General features: G+C 70.3%; 17 protein-coding genes. 12 read left to right on the top strand and 5 right to left on the bottom strand.

Going from position 1 to position 18672, the window contains the following annotated elements; translation table 11 throughout:
* Window positions 1–65 precede the first annotated feature (65 nt).
* From MDN94_RS37260 to MDN94_RS37205, 12 genes are all read left to right on the top strand, one after another.
* Window positions 66–473 (top strand): hypothetical protein, encoded by a 408-nt coding sequence (locus MDN94_RS37260; RefSeq protein WP_482730183.1) that lies wholly within the window; start codon window positions 66–68, stop codon window positions 471–473.
* Between the two features lie 230 nt (window positions 474–703).
* Complete coding sequence (locus MDN94_RS37255) at window positions 704–1348, top strand: ATP/GTP-binding protein (RefSeq protein ID WP_482730238.1); 645 nt, start codon at window positions 704–706, stop codon at window positions 1346–1348.
* 17 nt (window positions 1349–1365) lie between these two features.
* Complete coding sequence (locus tag MDN94_RS37250; RefSeq protein ID WP_482730182.1) at window positions 1366–2070, top strand: SAF domain-containing protein; 705 nt, start codon at window positions 1366–1368, stop codon at window positions 2068–2070.
* Window positions 2070–2915 (top strand): CpaE/TadZ family protein, encoded by an 846-nt coding sequence (locus MDN94_RS37245; RefSeq protein WP_482730181.1) that lies wholly within the window; start codon window positions 2070–2072, stop codon window positions 2913–2915. Before MDN94_RS37250 ends, MDN94_RS37245 begins: the two co-directional genes overlap by 1 nt.
* 103 nt (window positions 2916–3018) lie before the next feature.
* On the top strand, window positions 3019–4377 hold the full coding sequence (locus tag MDN94_RS37240; RefSeq protein ID WP_482730180.1) for a TadA family conjugal transfer-associated ATPase: 1359 nt from the start codon (window positions 3019–3021) through the stop codon (window positions 4375–4377).
* On the top strand, window positions 4374–5270 hold the full coding sequence (locus tag MDN94_RS37235) for a type II secretion system F family protein (RefSeq protein ID WP_482730179.1): 897 nt from the start codon (window positions 4374–4376) through the stop codon (window positions 5268–5270). Before MDN94_RS37240 ends, MDN94_RS37235 begins: the two co-directional genes overlap by 4 nt.
* Window positions 5267–6166, top strand: coding sequence for a hypothetical protein (locus MDN94_RS37230; RefSeq protein ID WP_482730178.1), 900 nt, complete (start codon window positions 5267–5269; stop codon window positions 6164–6166). Before MDN94_RS37235 ends, MDN94_RS37230 begins: the two co-directional genes overlap by 4 nt.
* Before the next feature lie 46 nt (window positions 6167–6212).
* Window positions 6213–6470, top strand: a complete 258-nt coding sequence (locus MDN94_RS37225) for a hypothetical protein (protein WP_482730177.1) — start codon at window positions 6213–6215, stop codon at window positions 6468–6470.
* Window positions 6467–7138, top strand: a complete 672-nt coding sequence (locus tag MDN94_RS37220) for a TadE/TadG family type IV pilus assembly protein (RefSeq protein WP_482730176.1) — start codon at window positions 6467–6469, stop codon at window positions 7136–7138. The genes MDN94_RS37225 and MDN94_RS37220 overlap by 4 nt, the downstream gene beginning before the upstream one ends.
* A complete protein-coding gene (locus MDN94_RS37215) occupies window positions 7023–7391 on the top strand; it encodes a pilus assembly protein (protein WP_482730237.1) in 369 nt (122 codons plus the stop codon). Before MDN94_RS37220 ends, MDN94_RS37215 begins: the two co-directional genes overlap by 116 nt.
* Window positions 7392–7396: 5 nt before the next feature.
* On the top strand, window positions 7397–7861 hold the full coding sequence (locus MDN94_RS37210) for a hypothetical protein (protein WP_482730175.1): 465 nt from the start codon (window positions 7397–7399) through the stop codon (window positions 7859–7861).
* Window positions 7862–7929: 68 nt separating this feature from the next.
* Window positions 7930–11109, top strand: a complete 3180-nt coding sequence (locus MDN94_RS37205; protein WP_482730174.1) for an AfsR/SARP family transcriptional regulator — start codon at window positions 7930–7932, stop codon at window positions 11107–11109.
* Window positions 11110–11297: 188 nt separating this feature from the next.
* On the opposite strand, the gene MDN94_RS37200 is transcribed toward MDN94_RS37205, so the two are convergent.
* From MDN94_RS37200 to MDN94_RS37180, 5 genes are all read right to left on the bottom strand, one after another.
* Window positions 11298–11741: a hypothetical protein gene (locus MDN94_RS37200; protein ID WP_482730173.1), complete on the bottom strand. Its 444-nt coding sequence runs from the start codon at window positions 11739–11741 to the stop codon at window positions 11298–11300.
* Window positions 11742–11816: 75 nt separating this feature from the next.
* Window positions 11817–13415 carry a DUF2637 domain-containing protein gene (locus MDN94_RS37195; protein WP_482730236.1) on the bottom strand — a complete coding sequence of 533 codons (1599 nt, stop codon included), beginning with the start codon at window positions 13413–13415 and terminating at the stop codon, window positions 11817–11819.
* Window positions 13416–14027: 612 nt separating this feature from the next.
* Window positions 14028–15986, bottom strand: a complete 1959-nt coding sequence (locus MDN94_RS37190) for an ABC transporter ATP-binding protein (protein WP_482730172.1) — start codon at window positions 15984–15986, stop codon at window positions 14028–14030.
* Between the two features lie 68 nt (window positions 15987–16054).
* The gene (locus MDN94_RS37185) at window positions 16055–16762 is read right to left on the bottom strand and encodes a lasso peptide biosynthesis B2 protein (RefSeq protein ID WP_482730171.1); all 708 of its coding nucleotides are present in this window, start codon (window positions 16760–16762) and stop codon (window positions 16055–16057) included.
* The gene (locus tag MDN94_RS37180) at window positions 16759–18651 is read right to left on the bottom strand and encodes an asparagine synthase-related protein (protein WP_482730170.1); all 1893 of its coding nucleotides are present in this window, start codon (window positions 18649–18651) and stop codon (window positions 16759–16761) included. The genes MDN94_RS37185 and MDN94_RS37180 overlap by 4 nt, the downstream gene beginning before the upstream one ends.
* Between the last annotated feature and the right edge of the window lie 21 nt (window positions 18652–18672).

Raw genomic sequence — 18672 nt, 5'->3', positions numbered from 1 at the left:
AACCCCCGTTCACGGCTGCTGCGGAGTCCCCGTCGCTGACCAGGCCGGCGGACCCGGATGCTGATGTGAAGGCTGCGGCGCTGAAGGCATACAGCGCGTATTGGCGAGAGAAGCAGGCGGCCTACGCACAGGCTGACGCTCAGGGCACGCGGTTGGCCGAGTACGCCGTGGCCGAGGCTTGGACTGCCGTTGCGCGTGAGATCGCCGGTCTCGCGAAGCAGGGGTTCGTGGCAACGGGCGCGCCGCAGCAGGCCCCGTCCGTCACTGAATTGAACACCGCGGGCGCGGTATGGGCCGCGTCGGTGCGGGACTGCCTGGACGTCTCTGGCTGGACGCTTGTCGAGGAAGAGTCGAATCTGCCGGTCGCACTGCCGAAGGAGCGACGCACCCGGTACGTCAGCTCGGTGTCCATGGAGCGCTGGGACGGACGGTGGGTCGTGGTCAAGGCGACGCAAGAGGACCGGGCATGTTGAGCGGGCGAGGCGTCGCGGCGGCCGCAGGCATGGTGGCGGCGCTCATATACAGCACAGGCGGAACAGCGGCGGCTGACGGCGGGCCGTCCGTTGACGCGGGCGGGTGCGGGTTGGAGTCGTTCTGTGTCGGTGCCCGGACCCCTGAATCGGCCGGGACTCGGCCGGCCGGCGGTACCGGTTCAAGCAACGGGACAGGGTCGTCAAAGCCTCCGGTGTGCACGGTGAAGAAGATGGAGCCGCAGCCGCCCGCCGGTAGCCAGTACTGGAAGGGCCACGACTCGAAGACGACCACGCTCTACGTCCGGTCGTGCCGTCACTTCACGGACAGTGGGGCGAGCTCAGTGTTCGACCAGCCCGTATGGGCGCCGAACGGCACAGAGCCCGAGGCCGTGGATCCGGCTGTTCTCGCGCAGCAGGCCGTGGACAAAATGCGGTTGTCCGGGCCCGATATCGGCATGGCTCCACGGCCCGGCTCGACCGGTCTGGTGGGGATGCCGGTGTGGATGTGGACAGAGACCGGCCCGACGACCTATGGGCCGAACACGGCATCCGCCTCCGCGGGCGGGATCACGGTCACGGCGACAGCGAAGGTCTCTCAGATCGTGTGGAGCATGGGCGACGGCAGCACGGTCACCTGTGGCGGACCGGGGACCGCGTACCACCCGCAGTACGGGAAGAAGCCCTCCCCTACATGTGGTCACACCTATACCCGCACGTCCGGCGGAGAGAAGGGCGGCCGGTACACCGTCACGGCGACCTCGACCTGGGTCATCGACTGGGAGGCCGACGGCGCGTCTGGTGGAGGCCAGTTGCTCGAGACGCGTACGTCCCAGGCCCCGGTCGTGATCGGTGAACTGCAGGCAGCCGGCCGATGACGACAACAGGAACGAAGGTGAGCACGACCACGGCGACTTCGCCGACAACCGCGCTGCCCGACAGTGCGGGAGCCGTGTCGTTTCGGGCCCGGCGTCGCAGGCCGGGCATGGCGGCGCTGGGGGCGGCTTTGATTGCTGCCGGAGGCCTAGGGGGCTTTCTGGCGTGGCAGGAGACGGGCGAGCGCACTGCGGTGCTGGCCGTCGCGCGAGAGGTTCCGGCCGGGGAAGTCGTCGACGACGGCGACCTGACAGTGGCAGCGGTATCGCTGGATCCGTCGCTCAGCGTCTTGAAGGCCACTGAGCGCAGCAAGGTCGTGGGGCAGCGGGCGGCGGTGGCGCTCCTCCCGGGCACGTTGCTGTCCGGTGGACAGCTCACGGATCGGCCACTCGTGAGGCCGGAGGAGCAGCTGGTCGGGGTGGGGCTGAAGCCGGCACAGCTGCCGGCGACACGGCTTGCGGCCGGCAATGTCGTGCTCGTGGTGTTCACCGCTCCCGAAGGAGCCCCCGACGTTGGCAGAGGTGGGGAACCCGGTCCGGGAACCGCGGCGCAGCAACCAGAGACCGTGAAGGCGCGCGTGGTTCGGGTCGGTGAGCGGCAGCAGGCCAGCGGTGACGTGGTCGTGGACGTGGCGGTGCCCGTGGCCGACGGTCCGCGGCTGGCGGCCCAAGTGGCGACGGGCCGGGTGGCTCTGGTCGTCGATGCCCGGAAGGGTGGTACGTGATGGCGGTGGTGGCGCTGGTCGGTCTGCCCGGGGCTCCCGGGGTGACGACAACGGGGCTGGCACTGCTGCGGGCGTGGCCGCTCCAGGACCGGCGCCTGCTGCTGGCCGAGTGCGACCCGGATGGGGGTGCCATCCTGCCTGGAGCGTTCCAGGGACGGGTGCCGGCTGACCGGGGTCTGGCGAACCTTGCGGTGTCGCGGACGCAGGAGCTGGTGACCTCGTTTTGGACGCAGCTGATGGCGGTCAACGCCGGGCGGGACGAGGAGGACCGCAGTCGTCTGCTGCTGCCCGGTCTGACGGAGCCGTCGCAGGCAGCGCAGCTGCGCGGGGTGTGGCGGCCCTTGGCCGATCTGTTCTCCGGCATCGACGCCCATCGGCACGACGTGCTGGTCGACCTTGGCCGTGGCGGTGCCTTCGGCGCCTCGCAGGTGCTGGCGGCCCGAGCGGATGCGGTTGTGCTGGTCGTGCGCGGCACGATGCGCAGCGTGCACGCCGCACGGTCGCGGGTTGCGATGCTCCGCCGCATTCTCGAGGCGGAGGACGGGCGTGGGTCGTCAGGCTTGTGCGTCTTGCTGGTCAAGCAGGGCCCCTACGGGCGGCAAGAGGTGCAGAAGGCACTGGGTGTTCCGGTGATCGCTGCGTTGCCGTTCCGTGCAGAGGAGGCGGCGGTGCTTTCCGATGGGGCGCCGGAGGACCGGCGTTTCGCGCATGGGGAGTTGATGCGGGCAGCGCGTCAGGTGGTGGCGGATCTGCAGCAGTTCGCGGCTGGGCGGGCTCGGGTGCAGTCCGGGATTCAGCGGCGCCTGAGCGATCCGCGGTGGGGAGTGGCTCGTCATGCAGGTTGAGCCGTTGCATCCGCAGCCTTCCCGGCCCGCCCCGGGGGTACTGCGGGCATCCGGTCCTGGTGGGCCGACCGGGGGCACCGCCGGTGCGGCCGCACCGGCGGCCATGAGGAGTGCGGCGCTGCCGCAGGTGCAGATCGACTACCGTGCGGCGCGCGAGATCAAGAAGCGGGTCAGTGAGCAGATGCTCGCCGAGTACAAGGCTGGGCGGGCCCTGTCCGGGACAGCGTCGGAGCAGCGGGCACGGGCGCTGATCAACGAGGCGGTGACGGTGTGGGCCGATGCCGCCCAGGCCGGCCGGCCGGTGTCCCGCCAGGGTGAGCAGGCGCTGGCGACGGTCGTGTTCGACATGCTGTTCCGTGCCGGCCGTCTGCAGCGCTATCTCGACGACACCGCGGTGGAGAACATCTTCATCAACGGCCACGACGAGGTGCACCTCGACTATGGGGACGGCCGTGTGGTGCGTGCTGATCCGGTCGCCGACTCTGACGAAGAGTTGCGGGAACTGGTGCGCGATCTGGCCCGGACAAGCGGGCAGGGTGAGCGGACCTTCTCCACGGGCAGCCCGCTGCTGGCGCTGCGGCTCGCGGACGGCTCCCGGCTGCAGGCGATGACGGAGGTTACCGGAGAGCGCACATACGTGACGATCCGTCGTCACCGGGTTCAGCACGCCGATCTGACCGAGATGGCTCGCCTGGGCGCCGTGTCCGCCGCCCTGAGGGACTTCCTGGCTGCGAGCGTGCGGGCCGAGCGGAACATGATGATCGTCGGCGAGCAGAACTCTGGTAAGACGTCGCTGCTGCGGGCGCTGTTGAAGGAGATCCCTGCTGAGGAGCGGTTCGGGACGCTGGAGACTGAGTTCGAGCTGTGGGCGCACAAGAATGGCTACCACCGGCAGGTGGTGCCGATGGAGGCGCGGGAGTCCAACGGGGAGCGGGTCGACGGCCGGGCAGCGGGTGAGATCACGCTGCTGGAGTTGATGCAGCGGGCTTTGCGCATGTCGCTCACTCGGATCGTGGTCGGCGAGGTCCGCGGGCCGGAGATCACCGCCATGATGCAGGCTCTGACGAACGGCCGGGGCGGGAACCTGTGCACGATGCACGCCTCGTCGCCGCATGTCGTGTTCGACCGGATCGCGGAGCTGTATCTGCTGGCGCAGGGAAACTTCAGCGAGCAGTTGGCCTACCGGCAGATCGCCAACGGCCTGCACCTGGTGGTGTTCCTGTCCGTCGACCGGTCCGCGGGCCGCACTCGACGGTATGTGTCGCATGTCTGGGAGATCACCGGCGTCGGCGAGGGCGGCCGCCCGGCCTACAACGAGCTCTTCGGTCCTGCCCGTGATGAAGCTCGTGCGGTTCCTCGTACGCCTCCGTCGCCGGCGCTGGCGCAGCGGCTCGAGGAGGGCGGGTTCGACATGTCGCTGTTCCGGCAGGTCGGCGCGTGGCGGTCGGCGGTGGGTGCATGAGCGGGGGCCTGTGGTGGGGCGGGTGCGGAGCTGTGGTGATGGCCGGGCTGCTGACGGTCCTGCTTGGGGTGAAGGGCACCACAGCGGCGAAGCCGCCGAGTCTGGCGAGCCGATGGCGGGCCCGGATGGCAGGCGGGCACCTTGCCCGGGTGCGGCTCCTGACAGGGGCGGGACTACTGGGGGCTGGGCTGGTGTGGGTGGTCACCGGCGTGTTCGTGGCCGGTGTGCTGCTGGGTGCGTCCGTGGTCGGTGTGCCGTGGCTGCTGTCGCCAGCGGCGTCCCCGGCGGCCCGGATCAGCAAGCTGGAGGGGTTGGCGGAGTGGACGCAGCGCCTGGCGGATGTCATGCGGCTCGGCTTCGCGCTGCAGCAGGCCCTGGTCTCGGCGCGGAAGAACCCGCCTGCCGCGATCGCAGGTGAGGTTGAGGACCTGGCGGACAAGCTGCGCGCCGGGTGGCATCCGCGTGAGGCGCTCGAGGAGTTCGCCGACCAGCTCGACGATGTCACTGCGGACAAGGTGTGCGCGGCCCTGGCGTTGTGTGCTGTCGATGCCGGGCCTGGTCTGGCGCAGGCGTTGGAAGACATGGCCGCGTCCGTGCGCGAGGAGGTGGCGAAGCGACGGCAGATCGAGGCCGACCGGGCCAAGTCCCGTACTGCTGTGCGGTGGATGACCCTGATCAGCCTTGGCGTAGTACTCGGCGGGTTCGCGGTACCTGCCTACACGGCCCCCTACGGAACCGTCTTGGGGCAGCTGGTGCTCGCCCTGCTGGCGGCGGCATTCACCGGCGTACTGGTGTGGATGCGTTCGCTGGCCGGGCACACACCGGTGCCCCGGTTCCTGGTTCCGGACCCTCGCAGCCGGGTCAGACAGAAGGAGCCGGTGGTGACGCCGTGAGCCCGACGACCGTGCTGGTGATGTGCGGCGCCGTGGCTGGAACAGGCCTGGCGCTGGTGATCAGCGAGATTGTCCCGGCCGCGCCGAAACTCGGGCCCGCGCTGCGCCGCCTGAGCCCACCGGTTGGCCCCTCCCCCGTCGTGCAGGCGCCGGTCAACGGGGGCCGGGGGGCGGCCGCACAAGCTGTGTGGGGGCGGTGGCTCGTCGACCGCGTTCCCGGCCGTCTTCCCCATGCCGATCTGCGTCTGCTGGGGCAGAGCGCCGAGCAGTTCCTTCTCACGAAGGTGGCGTTCGCTCTCGCCGGGCTGCTGCTGCCCGTGATCGTGACCGCCGGATGGACGCTGATGGGCCTGGGTGTGCCGGTGCTGGTCCCGGGCGTCGTCGGAGTTGTCGCTGCTGCGGGGTTGTGGTTCGTACCGGACTGGCAGGTGCGCGATCAGGCGGGCAAGGCGAGGGCGGAGTTCGCCCACGCCGCTGCGGCCTATCTCGAGCTCGTCGCTTTGCGCATGGCGTCGAACGTCGGCGCCGCGCAGGCCCTCGAGGAGGCCGCATGGATCGGCCGCGGGTGGGCGCTCACTCGGGTCCAGGACGCGCTGCTGCGGGCAAGGGCGGACAAGTCGTCACCGTGGGACGCGCTGGACGAGCTCGGCGAGCAGCTGCGGCTTCCGATCCTCGGCGACGTCGCCGACATCATGCGGCTGTCGTCGGCCGATGGTGCCGCCGTGTACGACACCCTCCGGGCGCGGGCGGCGAGCCTGCGCACCGAACTCCTTACGGCGCAGGCCGCCGAGGCGAATGCGGACAGCGAGAAGATGAGCGCACCGGGTGCTCTCCTGGCCGCGATCGTCATGATCGGCATCGCCTTCCCCGCCGTCTTGAACGTGCTGTTCCTCTGATCTGCCTGCGAAGAGCAGGGCAGGTCGACGATCCAGGAGAACGACGATGCCAAAGAGTCCTGACAACGAGCAGTCCCTGAAAAGCAGCGCTCTGCGCACCACGGTCAAAGCACAAACGCTGGCGCAGGCCGCGCGTACGCGGCTTCAGGCCGTACGGGATGAGGTCGCGGAACGCGGAGACCGCGGAGACGGTCCCATCCCGACCGTCATCATCATCCTCGCCACCATCGCTGGCGCGCTGCTGATCGCAGGAGCGCTGGCCACGCTGTACGGGAAGTACAGCGCGAAAATCGGCGGCGAATGAAGCAGACCATAAGGGCCGGACGAGGCGCCCTGCCGTGTGCGCCGATTCGGAGGGGTGGCAGGTCCGCTCTGAGGAGCAGGCGATGGAACGACGAGGGCAATGCGGCCATCCAGGCCGCCATCATCTACCCGCTGGTGCTGGCCGTCGTCATCGTCGGGGTGCAGGCAGCGCTGTGGGGCTATGCCCGCAACGTCGCTCAGACCGCGGCCCGGGAGGGCGTGGCGGCCGGTCGGATGTACGGGGCAGGCCCAGAGGCGGGGGCCGCGCAGGCGCAGAGTGCGCTGGACAGGCTCGCCGGCAGCAACTTCACCGGCCACCACGTGTCCACGGTGGGCAGCACGCCCGAGCGAGTACGGATCAGGGTCACCGGGTCGGCGCTCTCGCTGATTCCCGGCATCCCGAACTGGCCGGTGTCCGTGGATGCTTCCGGCGCCGTGGAGCGATGGACGACACCTGAGGGGGATGAGTCGTATGCGCAGGTGGCTCACGCGCCGTGGCTCAGCGGATCGTGGCAGCGCCCCGATCGAGGCAGTGATCGTGGTGCCACTGCTCATCGCGCTGGGACTGCTGTTCCTTGCCGGAGCCCGCATCGCCGCCGCCGGCCAGTTCGCGGACACGGCCGCCGAGCATGCGGCCCGTGCCGCGTCCCTGGCACGCACCCCTGGTGAGGCGCAGCGTGCCGCGCAGGTGGCGGCCGAGGATTCTCTCGCCAGCCAGGGTCAGCCCTGCACCAGCACGCGGGTCACGGCGGGGACGGACGGGCTCGCCGTGCCTGTGGGAGAGGTGTCCTCGGTGACCGTCACGGTCTCATGCACCGTGCCGCTGGCGGACCTGTTCTTCCTCGGCAGTGCCGGCCCGGGCACGCGCACCGTCACGTCCAGCTTCACCAGCGTGGTTGACGCGTATCGGGAAAGGGGCTGATCGCCGTGCAGGTCTCCAGAGCGTGGCACCGGTACCGGGGGTGGGTGACGCGGGACCGGGGCGGAGTCTCGGTGTTCGCCGCGATCGTCACGGTGCCGCTCCTCGTCCTCGGTGGGCTCCTGGTCGTCGACGGCACCGGCAAACTCCGCGCGGCGCAGCGTGCGGACGCGTTGGCCATGGAAGCCGCCCGAGCCGGCGCTCAGGCCATCGACCCGGCCCAGGCTGTGGAGGGAGCCGCGGTGGTCGCCGACCCTGCAGCCGCAGCAGCCGCAGCGCGCGCCTATCTGCAGCGGGCCGGCACGGGAGGCTCCGTCAGGGTCACGGCTGGCGGCACGCAGGTGCAGGTGACCGTCCATGACACCTACCAGACCCGGTTCCTGACCCTGGTCGGTGTCACCCACATGCAGGCGACCGGACACGGTCGGGCCGCCCTTCTCCATGGCGTCACCGACCCCGAGGAAGGCTCCTGATGAACGCACGCTCCCCGCGCCCTTCCTCAGGCCCCCTGGCCCGCATCGCTCGAGGACTACGCGCGCTGATGGCACTGCTGATACTCCTCGCGCTGCTGGCGGGACTTCCGTGGCTGTTGTGGCAAGCCACAGCGGCCGCCGCCGACAGCGGTATCGAGGACCTGCAACATCTCTTCAGCCGCTCCGACACCAGCGGCGCCTTCTTCCTCGCCCTGGCCGCCGTGGGCTGGATCGGCTGGGCAGGCTTCGCCCTGTCCGTCCTGGTCGAGATCCCCGCACAGCTACGCGGCCGGGCCACGCCGCGCCTGCCAGGCCTGCGTCTGGGGCAGCGCACCGCCGCCACCCTGATCGGCGCCATCGTGGTGCTGCTCCCCGCGGGAACCGCGATGGCTTCCCCCACGGCGCTTTCCGTGTCTGTCAGCACCGGCCAGGTGCCGCAGGCCGGAGCCGAGCGGTCGAGCGCAGAGACCGCTGAGGGCCGGGAGAGCGCCACCGTGTCGAACCCCGCGGCGCAGACTCAGCAGCGCGAGTACACCGTCCGGGACGTACGGCCCGCCGAGAGCCTGTGGCAGATCGCCGAGAAGGAACTGGGCAGCGGGGAGGAGTTCGCTGCCATCATCGACCTCAACGAGGGCCGCATGATGCCTGACGGCAGAGTCTTCAGCGCCGACGCCGTGCTGCAACCCGGCTGGACGCTTCTACTGCCCGCCTCGAGCACCCCGCAGGGAAACCATCCAGAGCCCCAAGCAGTCGGCAGGTCCGTCCTCGACAGTGACGGGGCAACTACCGCTGCCGAGTCGTACACGGTGCGGCCCGGCGACTACCTGTCGAAGATCGCACGCGACGAACTCGGCAACGGTGACCGCTGGCCTGAGCTCTACGACGCGAACCGGGACCGGATCGCCGACCCCGATCTCATCCGGCCGGGGCAGAGGCTTGACCTGCCACAGGTCTCACCCGGCAACGCGGCGAGGGACGACGACGAGCGACGTGACGAACCTGAGCGGGACTCCAATGCCGAGTCGCCCGCGGAACCCGGGCCTTCCAACGCCACTCCCCCGCCCGCAGACCGCCCAGCGACGGAGGACGACAGCAAGTCCCCCACGCCGCGACACGAGGAGTCTCTCCCCTCTCGCGACCCCGCAGCATCCGCACCAGGCCCTGCGGCGTCCCCAAGCCATCAGCCGAGCACGGCAGCCCCCGACGTCCCGGTGTCGAAGCACCAGGACGCATCCCTGCTGCGGCAAGCCGCACTCGCCGGAGGGATCGGCGCGCTGCTGGCCGCCTCGCTCACCGGCGCTCTCGCGGTGAAGCGGGTCCTTCAACAGCGCCGTCGGCGGGCCGGAGAGACGATCGCCATGGAGGAACCCACCGCCGCGGAGCAGATTGCGCATGCCTCAGGAACACCGTCTGGCGTAACGCTCCTGGACACCGCGCTGAGGGCGCTCATCTCCCACGCCGAGGAAGCCGGGAACGGCCTGCCCGCCATCCGCGGCGCCCGAGTCACCGAGTCATCTGTCGTCCTCCTTCCTGACGACCCCACAGCGCCGGCCCCCAAGCCCTTCGTGTCCGGCGAGACCCGAGGCACCTGGGTGCTTGGGCCGAGCGCACCCCTCGAATCCGTCGAACCGACCTCCGCACAGCCGTATCCGTCGCTCGTCACACTCGGAGCCACGCAGAACGGCGACCTGCTGCTCGCTGACCTTCTGCATGCCCAGGCACTGCTGCTCGACGGCGCAGCGGACGATGTCCTGGCCGTGTGCCGCGCTCTGGCCCTCGAGGCAGGCACGAATCAGTGGAGCAGGCACAGCGAAATCCTGACCGTCGGCCTCGGGCAGAGCCTGGCCGCGCTGCTGCCCAAGGGTCGGATCCGGGCGATGCCTCATCTGCCCGCGGTAACGGCAGACATCGGTGAACTGCTGCTGGAACTGCACCAGCACCAAGACGACCCCGATGCCATGGCCCACCCACTGCCGTGGATTCTGATCAGCGCCGCCGACATCGATGCCGAGGAGGCGTGGCAGCTCGCGGACGCCATCTCGGCAGCTCGCGGTCTTCAGATCTGCGTCGTGCTTCCCGCAACCGACGACACCCGGCGCGCCTTTCCCGAGGCGCTGGAGATCAGCGCTGCTCCCGATGCGTCCGTCGCCCTGCCACAGCTCGCCGCCGAGCCGATCCGGCTCCAGCGGCTCACGGATGCGCAGTACCAGCAGTACGTGCACGCTCTGGAAATCTCTGAAGCGCCGGCCGAGCCCGCGACGGGTGCCTGGCAAGGCGTCCACGACCACGCGAGCACAGCTGCTGGGCCCAGCTTGGCGGCAGGCCGGGGCAGCCAGGATCCCAGCGACCCGTTCCCCGCGCTGTTGGCCTCCGTGCGAGCCCCGGCACCACGGGCGGAGTCGGTGGGGCCGGGCGACGCTGTCCCCCCAGCCGAGAACGACTGCCCGCCGCAGGAGGCGGCCTCAGCGGCAACCCCGGAACTGTCCGAAGGAGCACCGCAGGGGCCCTACATCGAGGTGATGGGGCCGCTGCGCATCAGGGAACTCGACTCCTCGGGCCAGGCCTTGAAGGTCGCGGTCCTGGCCGCATTGATCCACCTGCGGCCCGGCCGGACGGCGGCATGGCTGTGTGAGGCGATGGACCCGGTGAGCCCATGGTCCCTGCACACGCTTCAGAACCGGCTGACCGAGATCCGCAACCGCTTGGGCAGCACAGCCGATGGCCGTCCGTACCTGCCCCGGCCGAAGAACGGATACGCGTTCCGCCCGGAGGTCTCGTCCGACTGGCAACGGTTCCAACTGCTCGCGGAGCAGGGACTGACTGCGGGCTCCCCCACCGGCATCCCGTACCTCGAGGCAGCCCTCGGCCTCGTCCGGGGCCGCCCATTCGACGACGGCACGTACCCGTGGGCGGCGCCGATCCAGCAGGAGATGCTGTCCCGCATCGTCGACATCGCGCACACACTCGCGTCCTGGCACAGCAACTCTGACCGGCCCGACCTGGACGCAGCGAGGCGGGCAGTTCTGCGCGGCCTGGACGTCGACGAGTCGGCCGAAGTCCTGCACCGGGATCGGATCAGTATCGAGCAGGCCGCCGGGAACAGCCGTGGACTGCGCAAGGCCGTTGACCGGGTGCGCACGGTCGCGCACACCTACGACATCGCATTGGACCCGCTCACCGAGCAGTGCATCGCTCAGGCTCTGACAGCCGAGGACGCCCCAGCGCTTGTGAGCCCTACGGACAGGTAGCGCGCATCCTTTCGGACCCGGCCATGCCCCTGACCTGGGATGCGCAGTGTGCGCATCGCAGGAAGGACGACGATGGACGTGCCGCAGCGGCCGGAGGACGAGCTGAGGGCGTGCCCTACGCACAGGCTGCGCAGCTGGGGCGCCCTTCCGTGTGGAGGCGTTCGCTGGCAAGCCTGCCCAGCCGGGGGCTACGTGCTCAGTGTGTACCTGGCCGCGGCGAGGAGTTCGGCGCGTGCTGCCCACTCCCCCGCCGGTGGGCGGGTTCGCCACTCGATGAGCACTTCCTTCACGGCCGCCGCGACGCTGCGCACCCCGGTCTGGAGCTCAGGTTCGAGAGGGGCGAGTAAGCCATCTCCAGGGCCGGTGACGACGGCCGTGCCGTAGAGGCCGTAGCCGATGTCCATGCCTCGCCACGTGCACGCCAGGGCCCAGGCCGCTGGGTTGAACGGAAGATGCTCCGCGCTGTAGCCGCCGCCATGAACGTGCAGGAGGGCACGGCGGTGGTAGACGCTGGCGTCCACGGTTCCATTGAGGATGGATCTCAGCGCCTTGCGCTGATCGTCGCTCCTCGCCGGCAGGGTCAGCGTCTCGGTGGAGCCGTCGGGCTCAAGGCGTATCGCGGCGATGGTCATCGGCTTGGTCGCATCCCTCGTGAGCTGCAACTGCGCAGGCGCCGGACTCTGCAGGGCTGTGGTTCGGTACGCGAGTCAGGCGGAGTTGTATGCCGGTGTGCCGTTGAATGCCGTGTAGCGGCGCTCGAAGTCCGGCACCAACTTCTTGACTGTGTCTTCGGCTATGGGCTGGCTGTACTGCCCGGTGATTCCTCGCTTGGCCAGGTCCTGGGCCACGGCTGCGGCTGTGGGAGGGGTGCCGTCCTGAGCGCAGCGGCGGGCCCATTGTCCGTAGATTCGGAACTCGAGGAAGTACCGTCGCAGTGTGCTGGGGCTGATCCGGCCACCGCTTCGGTTGGTGATGCTCCGGCGAGCGAGGAACTCCGAAAGTTCACTGTCTTTCGGCTCCCTCCCCTGCTGTTGGCGGAACTCGTCCCACGCCAGGTAGTAGCGGTCGACGACGGTCAGGTCCTTGTGCTCTTCGGGGTTGCCCTGCCGCGGCTCGGGCAGTGGCACCGGCTCTGGATCCGCTGAGGAGTCCTCGTCCAGCGGATGATCGACCGGCAGGGGCTCTGCCTCTGGAGCGCTCCCCTTGTCATGGTCGTTCGGCGGAGGAACCGAGGAGACCGAGGGCTCGGGCTCGCGGCTTCCTGAGGCCTTCGTAAGTTCGTCTTCTGCGGAAGGCTCGTCCTGCTGTGCCTCGGACGCGGGCTCAAGGGGGCGGGTGCGGCCGGGGCCCGCGGGCACCGGCACCGGGTGGGGCTCCAGGCCTTCCACGTACGTCGGGTTGTACGCGCGCTCGTACGCGTCCTGCGGAACCTGCGGGGCCGCGAACCACGGGCTCTCGTGGGAGCCCGGACCCTCGTACGCCTCCTCGCCGGGAACTTCGGAAGCCGGCTCGTCACGCCGGGAGGCGACCGCTCGCTCCGGCTCACGCGGCGGCTCCGTCTCGCCGCCCACCGGCAGCTCCGGCTGCGCCGCGGCCTGCGCCACCGGCGCAGGCGGCAGCAGCACCGGCTCGATGCCCGCGGCCGCCATGCCCGCCGGGGCGGTCTGCGCCAGCGGCACGCCGAACTTCGCCAGCCGCAGCGGCATCAGCGCCTCGATCGGGGCCTTGCGCCGCCACGCCCGGCCGAAACGCGCCTGAAGACGGGCCTGGTAGATCAGCCGGTCCTGCTCGAGCTTGATCACCTGCTCATAGCTGCGCAGCTCCCACAGCTTCATCCGCCGCCACAGCTTGAACGTCGGGACGGGCGAGAGCAGCCAGCGGGTCAGCCGCACGCCCTCCATGTGCTTGTCGGCCGTGATGTCCGCGATCCGGCCCACCGCGTGCCTGGCCGCCTCGACGGCCACGACGAACAGGATCGGGATGACGGCGTGCATGCCGACACCGAGCGGATCCGGCCACGCGGCCGCGCCGTTGAACGCGATCGTCGCGAAGGTCAGCAGCCAGGCCGTCTGGCGCAGCAGCGGGAAAGGTATCCGCATCCACGTCAGCAGCAGGTCGAGCGCCAGCAGCACACAGATGCCGGCGTCGATGCCGATGGGGAAGACCAGGGAGAAGTCGCCGAAGCCCTTCTGCTCCGCGAGCTCGCGCACGGCGGCGTACGACCCGGCGAAGCCGATCGCGGCGATGATCAACGCGCCCGCGACGACGACCCCGATGAGTATTCGGTGCGTGCGAGAGATGGTCAGAACTCCCTTTTGGACTCTGCTCACTTGCCCGCTGTACTGAGCGCCGTCGTCCCGTCAGATCATGGTGTACCGCACACGTCAGGACACACGTGTCTCTCCCGCAGCCGCAGGCCCCTCAGCCTAGGAAGAACTCCACGGTGGTGACACTTCGCGGATGCACAACGGCGTGCACGAACAGCCTCACAAGTGCACGGTCGGGATGGGTGTCTGAGGCAGGTTCGGGTGACAGGTGCGGTTAGGCGGCCCTGGAGGACTGGCGTGGTCATGACGGCCTCGAATTGGATGGGGGTCAGCCGGCCGAGTGAGGCTTGCCTGCGGCGTCGGTGGTAGGTCCGCTCGATCCGGGTCACGATCGCGATCCGGGTTCTTCGAGGGTCGCCCAGACACGTCCGCGCGACGCATCCACTTCCACAACGTCATGGGATGGACTCCGAAGTCGGTGGCCACCTACTCGACCGTCACACCCGGCCCGCGGTTCCTCGCGACCCGCACGACGTCCTGGCGGAACTCCTCCGGATAAGGCTTGGGCACAGCGACATCCGTCCCACCCGCCCCACAGGGCAATCCAGTTCAGATGTCACCCGATCGTGCGGCAGACCCCCTCAGGTTGTTTCAGGTGCGGTCGTAGTTGCTGGCTTGAAGGTGCCACATGGCTGCGTACTCGGAGCCTTCGGCGCCGAGCAGGGTCTCGTGGGTGCCTTCTTCAAGAATGCGTCCTTTGCCCAGGACGATGATGTGGTCGGCTTTACGGGTGGAGCCGAGGCGGTGGGTGATGAGGACGACGGTTCGGCCTTGGCTGAGGGTGCGGATGCGTTCGTACATGGCCTCTTCGGCGCGGGGGTCGAGAGCGCTGGTGGGTTCGTCGCAGATGAGGATGCCGGCGTTGGTGCGGTAGAAGGCGCGGGCTGCGGCAAGGCGTTGCCACTGGCCGGGTGAGAGGTCGCGTCCTCCCCATTGGGAGGGGGAGAGGTAGGTGTCGAGTCCCTCTGGGAGCTCGTCGATGACCGTGTCGGCTCCTGCCGCCCGGATTGCGGCGCCGATGGTGGCGGTGTCGCCGGGGCCTTGGCCGAGGGTGATGTTGTGGCGGGCGGTGGTCTGCCAGCGGGAAATGTCCTGGGGCAGCACGGCGAGGTGCTGCCACACGGTTTCAGGGTCGACGGTGGCGAGGTCGGTGTCTTCCCAGGAGACGGTGCCGCTGGTGGGTTGGTAGAGGCCGGCGAGGAGTTTTGCGAGGGTGGACTTCCCGGCGCCGTTGTGGCCGACGATCGCGAGGACCTGGCCGCGGTGCAGCGTGAGATTGATGTCCTTGAGGACGGGTTCGCTCGAGCCCGGGTAGTGGAAGCTCAGATTCTCGGCGCGGATGGTGGTGGGGTGCGCGGGTACGGCGGCCGGTGAGGACGGCGTGATCTTCGCACTGGTTCGACGGCTGGTCATGGTGAAGGTGTTCCAGTCGTCGAGGTAGAGGCCGACCTTGTAGGTGGTGTGCAAGCCGGTGACGAGGCCGGTCAGGAGGTTGCGGCCGGTGAGGACGGCGATGAGTGCGGCGCCGGCAGAGGCCAGGGGAACTTGGCCGGTTGCGACGAGGCTGAGGAGGGCGGCGTAGACAAGGAGCATGCCGGTGCCGGAGAGGGCGTCGCCGAGCAGCTGGTAGCGGGCGGTGCTGCGGCCGATGCGGGCGGCGTGGGTCTCCAGTCGGCGGGTGACGTCGGCGAACTCGGTCAGGAGCCAGGTACGCATCGTGTTGGCGCGGATGTCGAGGGCGCTCGGGCGGCCGGAGGCGTAGTACATGAGGGTGTGGCGCAGTCGCCGGTCGGCGAGGCTGTGGCGTTCGGCGCGGTGGGCCGCGCGGGCGGCATGGATCGCGGCAATGCCACGGGGTACGACGGCCAGGAGCAGCAGGGGGACAAGGGCGGGGTGGAGGGCGGCGAGTACGCCGGTCGCGGCGAGGATGCCGATGGTGGCGGCGGCGACGGCGGCGATGGAGTCGATCATGAGGTGGGCGTCTTTCGAGGCGCGGTTGGCGGCCTCGCTGTGGTCGCACCAGGCGGGATCGTCGTAGGCGGCGAGCGGCGCACGGGTTGCTGCCTCGAGGTACTGGAGTTCGGCGCGGCCGTCGACCTTGGGTCCGAGGCGCGTGGTGATGGTGAGGGTTTTCGCGGTGGCTGCGGAGCGGGCCACGGCAGACGCGGTGATGACGGCGAGTGCTGGTAGGGCGGCGTTGAGGCGGTCGGAGATCTGTCCCGTGGCGAAGAGGTGGTGGAAGGCGCCGCGTGTCGCATAGAGGCCGGTGGCGGTGAGGAGGCCCCAGGCGAGCTGGAGGGCGGCCATCCAGAAGACGGCGCGGCGGTCCGCCTGCCAGGCGAGCCGTAGGACGAGGGTGGTCAGGGCGGGCAGGCGGCGGGCCATGGCCCAGGGCGGGTCGGTGAGGGCGTCCTCGTGGCGTTCGGCGCTGACGGTGTACTGCGGCAGGACGACGGAGTCTGCCTGAGTGCGGGCGGTGCGGCGGCGCATGATCATGCGCACGGGTCGGGTGGCTCCGGATGTGAGCTTGGAGTGCAGTGTGTCGGTCACGTCCGATGCAACGGGTCACCCGTATGGGTGGTTGCGGTGGCGAGGGGTGGCGAATTTCCGTTCGAGCGTTAGACCTTGAGGACGGTCTCGTAGGGCCAGGCTTCATCTTCGAGGGCCTGGCCGATGATGTGGCCGTCGGCTTCGATCCAGGCGTGCGCGCCGTGGGGCAGGAACGTCGCGCCGAGGACGAAGTGCATCCGCTGCCCAGTCAGGGCCCCGGCGAGGAGGGTGGCGAGCGATTCCTCCAGGCAGGCGGCGCGCCCGGGCCAGCCGCGGGCGGCCTGCCGAATGGCCGTGTGCAGGGCTTCTGCTCGGGTCAGGGAGGCGGGTCGTCCGGGCAGACGGCGAGCTTCGCGGGCAAGGACGAGGGCGTAGCGCAGGGGTAGGCATCGCAGCAGGGTCAGAGCGAGTGCGAGGCCTGTGTGGGCGGCGAGCCGGTCAGGGAGGGTCGACAGTGCATCGTGTGCGATGCGGACGCGCGCGGGACGGGTCTCGGGAGTGGGAGAGGGGACGGGGGTCAGCAGGCCGCTGTCGGCGAGGTCTTCTGCGACGCGGGTCATGTCGGCTCGCACGGTGTCGGCGGCGGCCCCGCGGGCGGTCCAGTGCCGGGTAAGGGCGTCGATCGCGTTGGCGGCCGGGGTGCCGGCGGCGATGCGCTGCCACAGGTCGGTGCTGATCGGGTCGAGGAAGCGCCATCTGCCTCGGCCGTGGCGGGTGTCGAGCAGTGCCGTGCCGTGCGCGGTGACGGCGTAATGCAGTCCGGTGGTCTGCCTCATGTGTGTGCCGCCGGGGCCGGGGTGGTGTTCTGCCACCAGTGCTCGCGGCTGGTCGTGAGGGTGGTGAGCCACAGTTCGGCGGCGATGAGGTAGTGCAGGGATCCGAGCGGTGCCATCTCTCCGCGGGCGGCCGCGGCGAGGGCCGCGAGGGCGGGGGCGGTGTCGATGAGTCCGGCGGCGGCGACCCGCGAGCCGGAGATGGTGGCGTGAAGGGTGGCGTAGTTGGCTCGTACGCCGAGGTGGAGGCTGGCGGTCATTGCGGTCTTGGTGCGGCGGCCGAGGAGGTGGTCGGGCACGGCGCCGGTGAGCGCGGCGCGGGCGAGGGGCTTGAAATCGCCCGGCGCCCAGCGCCGCCAGCCGGGAGCGGTCCAGCAGGCGTCGACCACCGCGGGGTCGAGGTAGGGGGCGTGCATGGGCAGCTGCCACAGGTGGCGGGTGATCTGGTCGTAGGTGGCGTGCTCTTCGGCCATCCGCTCCAGTGCGAGCTGCTCGTGCGTCGCACCGGGGAGGGCGTGCGGGTCGGCCGATGCGGCGCGGGCGCCGGCGAGGTCGGCCATCAGGTGGCGGCCGGCCTGTGTGAGCCAGGCGGCAGCGGGCAGCGGGCCGCACCAGGCGAGCAGTTGCGCCGGTTGGACAAATGCCGGGCCGCCCGTCTGCGGGCCGGGGCGGCGTAGGTGGGCTGCGAGCCGTTCGAGTGCTCGGGTCTGCGGGGTACGGGCGGCGGCCGCAGCTTGGGCGAGGCACGCGTGGAGCGGCGCGCGGCGGGCGCGGGCAAACGCGGCGAGCTGCCGGGCCGCCCGCACGGTGTCACCTGCGCACGCGCGGTCGACGGCAGTGAGGGGGATGGAGTCGAGGACGTTGTCGCCGCCGCGGCCGGTGAGGTGCAGCCGGGAGTCGTAGGCGCGGGCAGGGGCGAGCTGGGCCTGTTTGATGGCCAGCAGTCCGAGGCTGAGGGACGGGCTGTCGGTGAGCGGTAGGGCCGCCGGGTCTGCGAGGCCGTCGAAGTGCCGGACGTGTTCCCTGCTGCCGTTGATCTCGAGGTGGTCGATCGAGGGGTGAGCGGCGGCGATTGCGCGGGCGTAGCGGAGGTCGTCCTGGTCGGCCATCTGGGCGTCGGTGTAGGTGACGGCTAGGAGCGGGTGGCGGAAGGCGGCGAGGCTGGTGAGGCAGCTGCTATCGATGCCGCCGGACAGGTCGGCTGACACCGCCCCGGGGGCGCTGGTGCAGCGGCGCTCCACAGCTGTGGTGAGGGCCGGGGCGAGGAGTTCCGCGGCCTCGGTAAGCGTCGCTGTCGGCGTCTTGGCGGCGGTGGGGATGGGTTCGGTGCGCGGGGCGCGGCCGGGTTCCAGAACGAGCGCGCGGCCAGGTGGGACGCGGTGAACGCCGGGAAAGAAGCTTGCCTCGTGGAGCGGGTCGACGCCCGTCAGGCTCAAGGAGGCAAGCAGCGGGACCAGGTCCGGCTGGGCGTCGAGGTAGGCGGCGAGGGCGAGTTGCGAGGTGGACCACCACACGGTGTCGCCATCGGCAAGCCAGTACACGACCTGGACTCCAGCCCGATCGCCGACGACATACACGGTGTGGTGGGTGCGCACGACGGCAACGTAGGAGCCGGGAAGCCGCGCCGCGTGCGCCCACCTGCCGCGCTCTGCCGCGTCCCGCGCCTCACGCAACTCTGATGCGGCGGCCAGACAGGTGCCGGCAGTGACCACTTCGGCGCTCCCGCCCAGTGCCGGACTGTGGGCGATCTCGCCCGGCCGGTATCCCGCCGCCCACAGGGGCGGTCCGTCGAACGGGACCGGCACGGCGCCGCGCGGCCACACACCGCGCGACTGTCCGGCCGTGGAAGGGGTCGGGTCGGTCGACGAAGACGCTCCGATCACGTGGCGCATCGATCCTCCTTGTCTGTTGGA

Source organism: Streptomyces sp. WAC00040 (genome assembly GCF_056835925.1).
Note: the sequence above shows the minus strand (reverse complement) of the source record. Positions and strands in the feature narration are given on the sequence as shown.

Coding starts and splice junctions, on each gene's coding strand:
- MDN94_RS37255 (WP_482730238.1), top strand. CDS start 704: ATGGAGCCGCAGCCGCCCGCCGGTAGCCAGTACTGGAAGGGCCACGAC.
- MDN94_RS37245 (WP_482730181.1), top strand. CDS start 2,070: ATGGCGGTGGTGGCGCTGGTCGGTCTGCCCGGGGCTCCCGGGGTGACG.
- MDN94_RS37240 (WP_482730180.1), top strand. CDS start 3,019: ATGAGGAGTGCGGCGCTGCCGCAGGTGCAGATCGACTACCGTGCGGCG.
- MDN94_RS37235 (WP_482730179.1), top strand. CDS start 4,374: ATGAGCGGGGGCCTGTGGTGGGGCGGGTGCGGAGCTGTGGTGATGGCC.
- MDN94_RS37225 (WP_482730177.1), top strand. CDS start 6,213: ATGCCAAAGAGTCCTGACAACGAGCAGTCCCTGAAAAGCAGCGCTCTG.
- MDN94_RS37220 (WP_482730176.1), top strand. CDS start 6,467: ATGAAGCAGACCATAAGGGCCGGACGAGGCGCCCTGCCGTGTGCGCCG.
- MDN94_RS37205 (WP_482730174.1), top strand. CDS start 7,930: ATGGCACTGCTGATACTCCTCGCGCTGCTGGCGGGACTTCCGTGGCTG.
- MDN94_RS37200 (WP_482730173.1), bottom strand. CDS start 11,741: ATGACCATCGCCGCGATACGCCTTGAGCCCGACGGCTCCACCGAGACG.
- MDN94_RS37185 (WP_482730171.1), bottom strand. CDS start 16,762: ATGAGGCAGACCACCGGACTGCATTACGCCGTCACCGCGCACGGCACG.
- MDN94_RS37180 (WP_482730170.1), bottom strand. CDS start 18,651: ATGCGCCACGTGATCGGAGCGTCTTCGTCGACCGACCCGACCCCTTCC.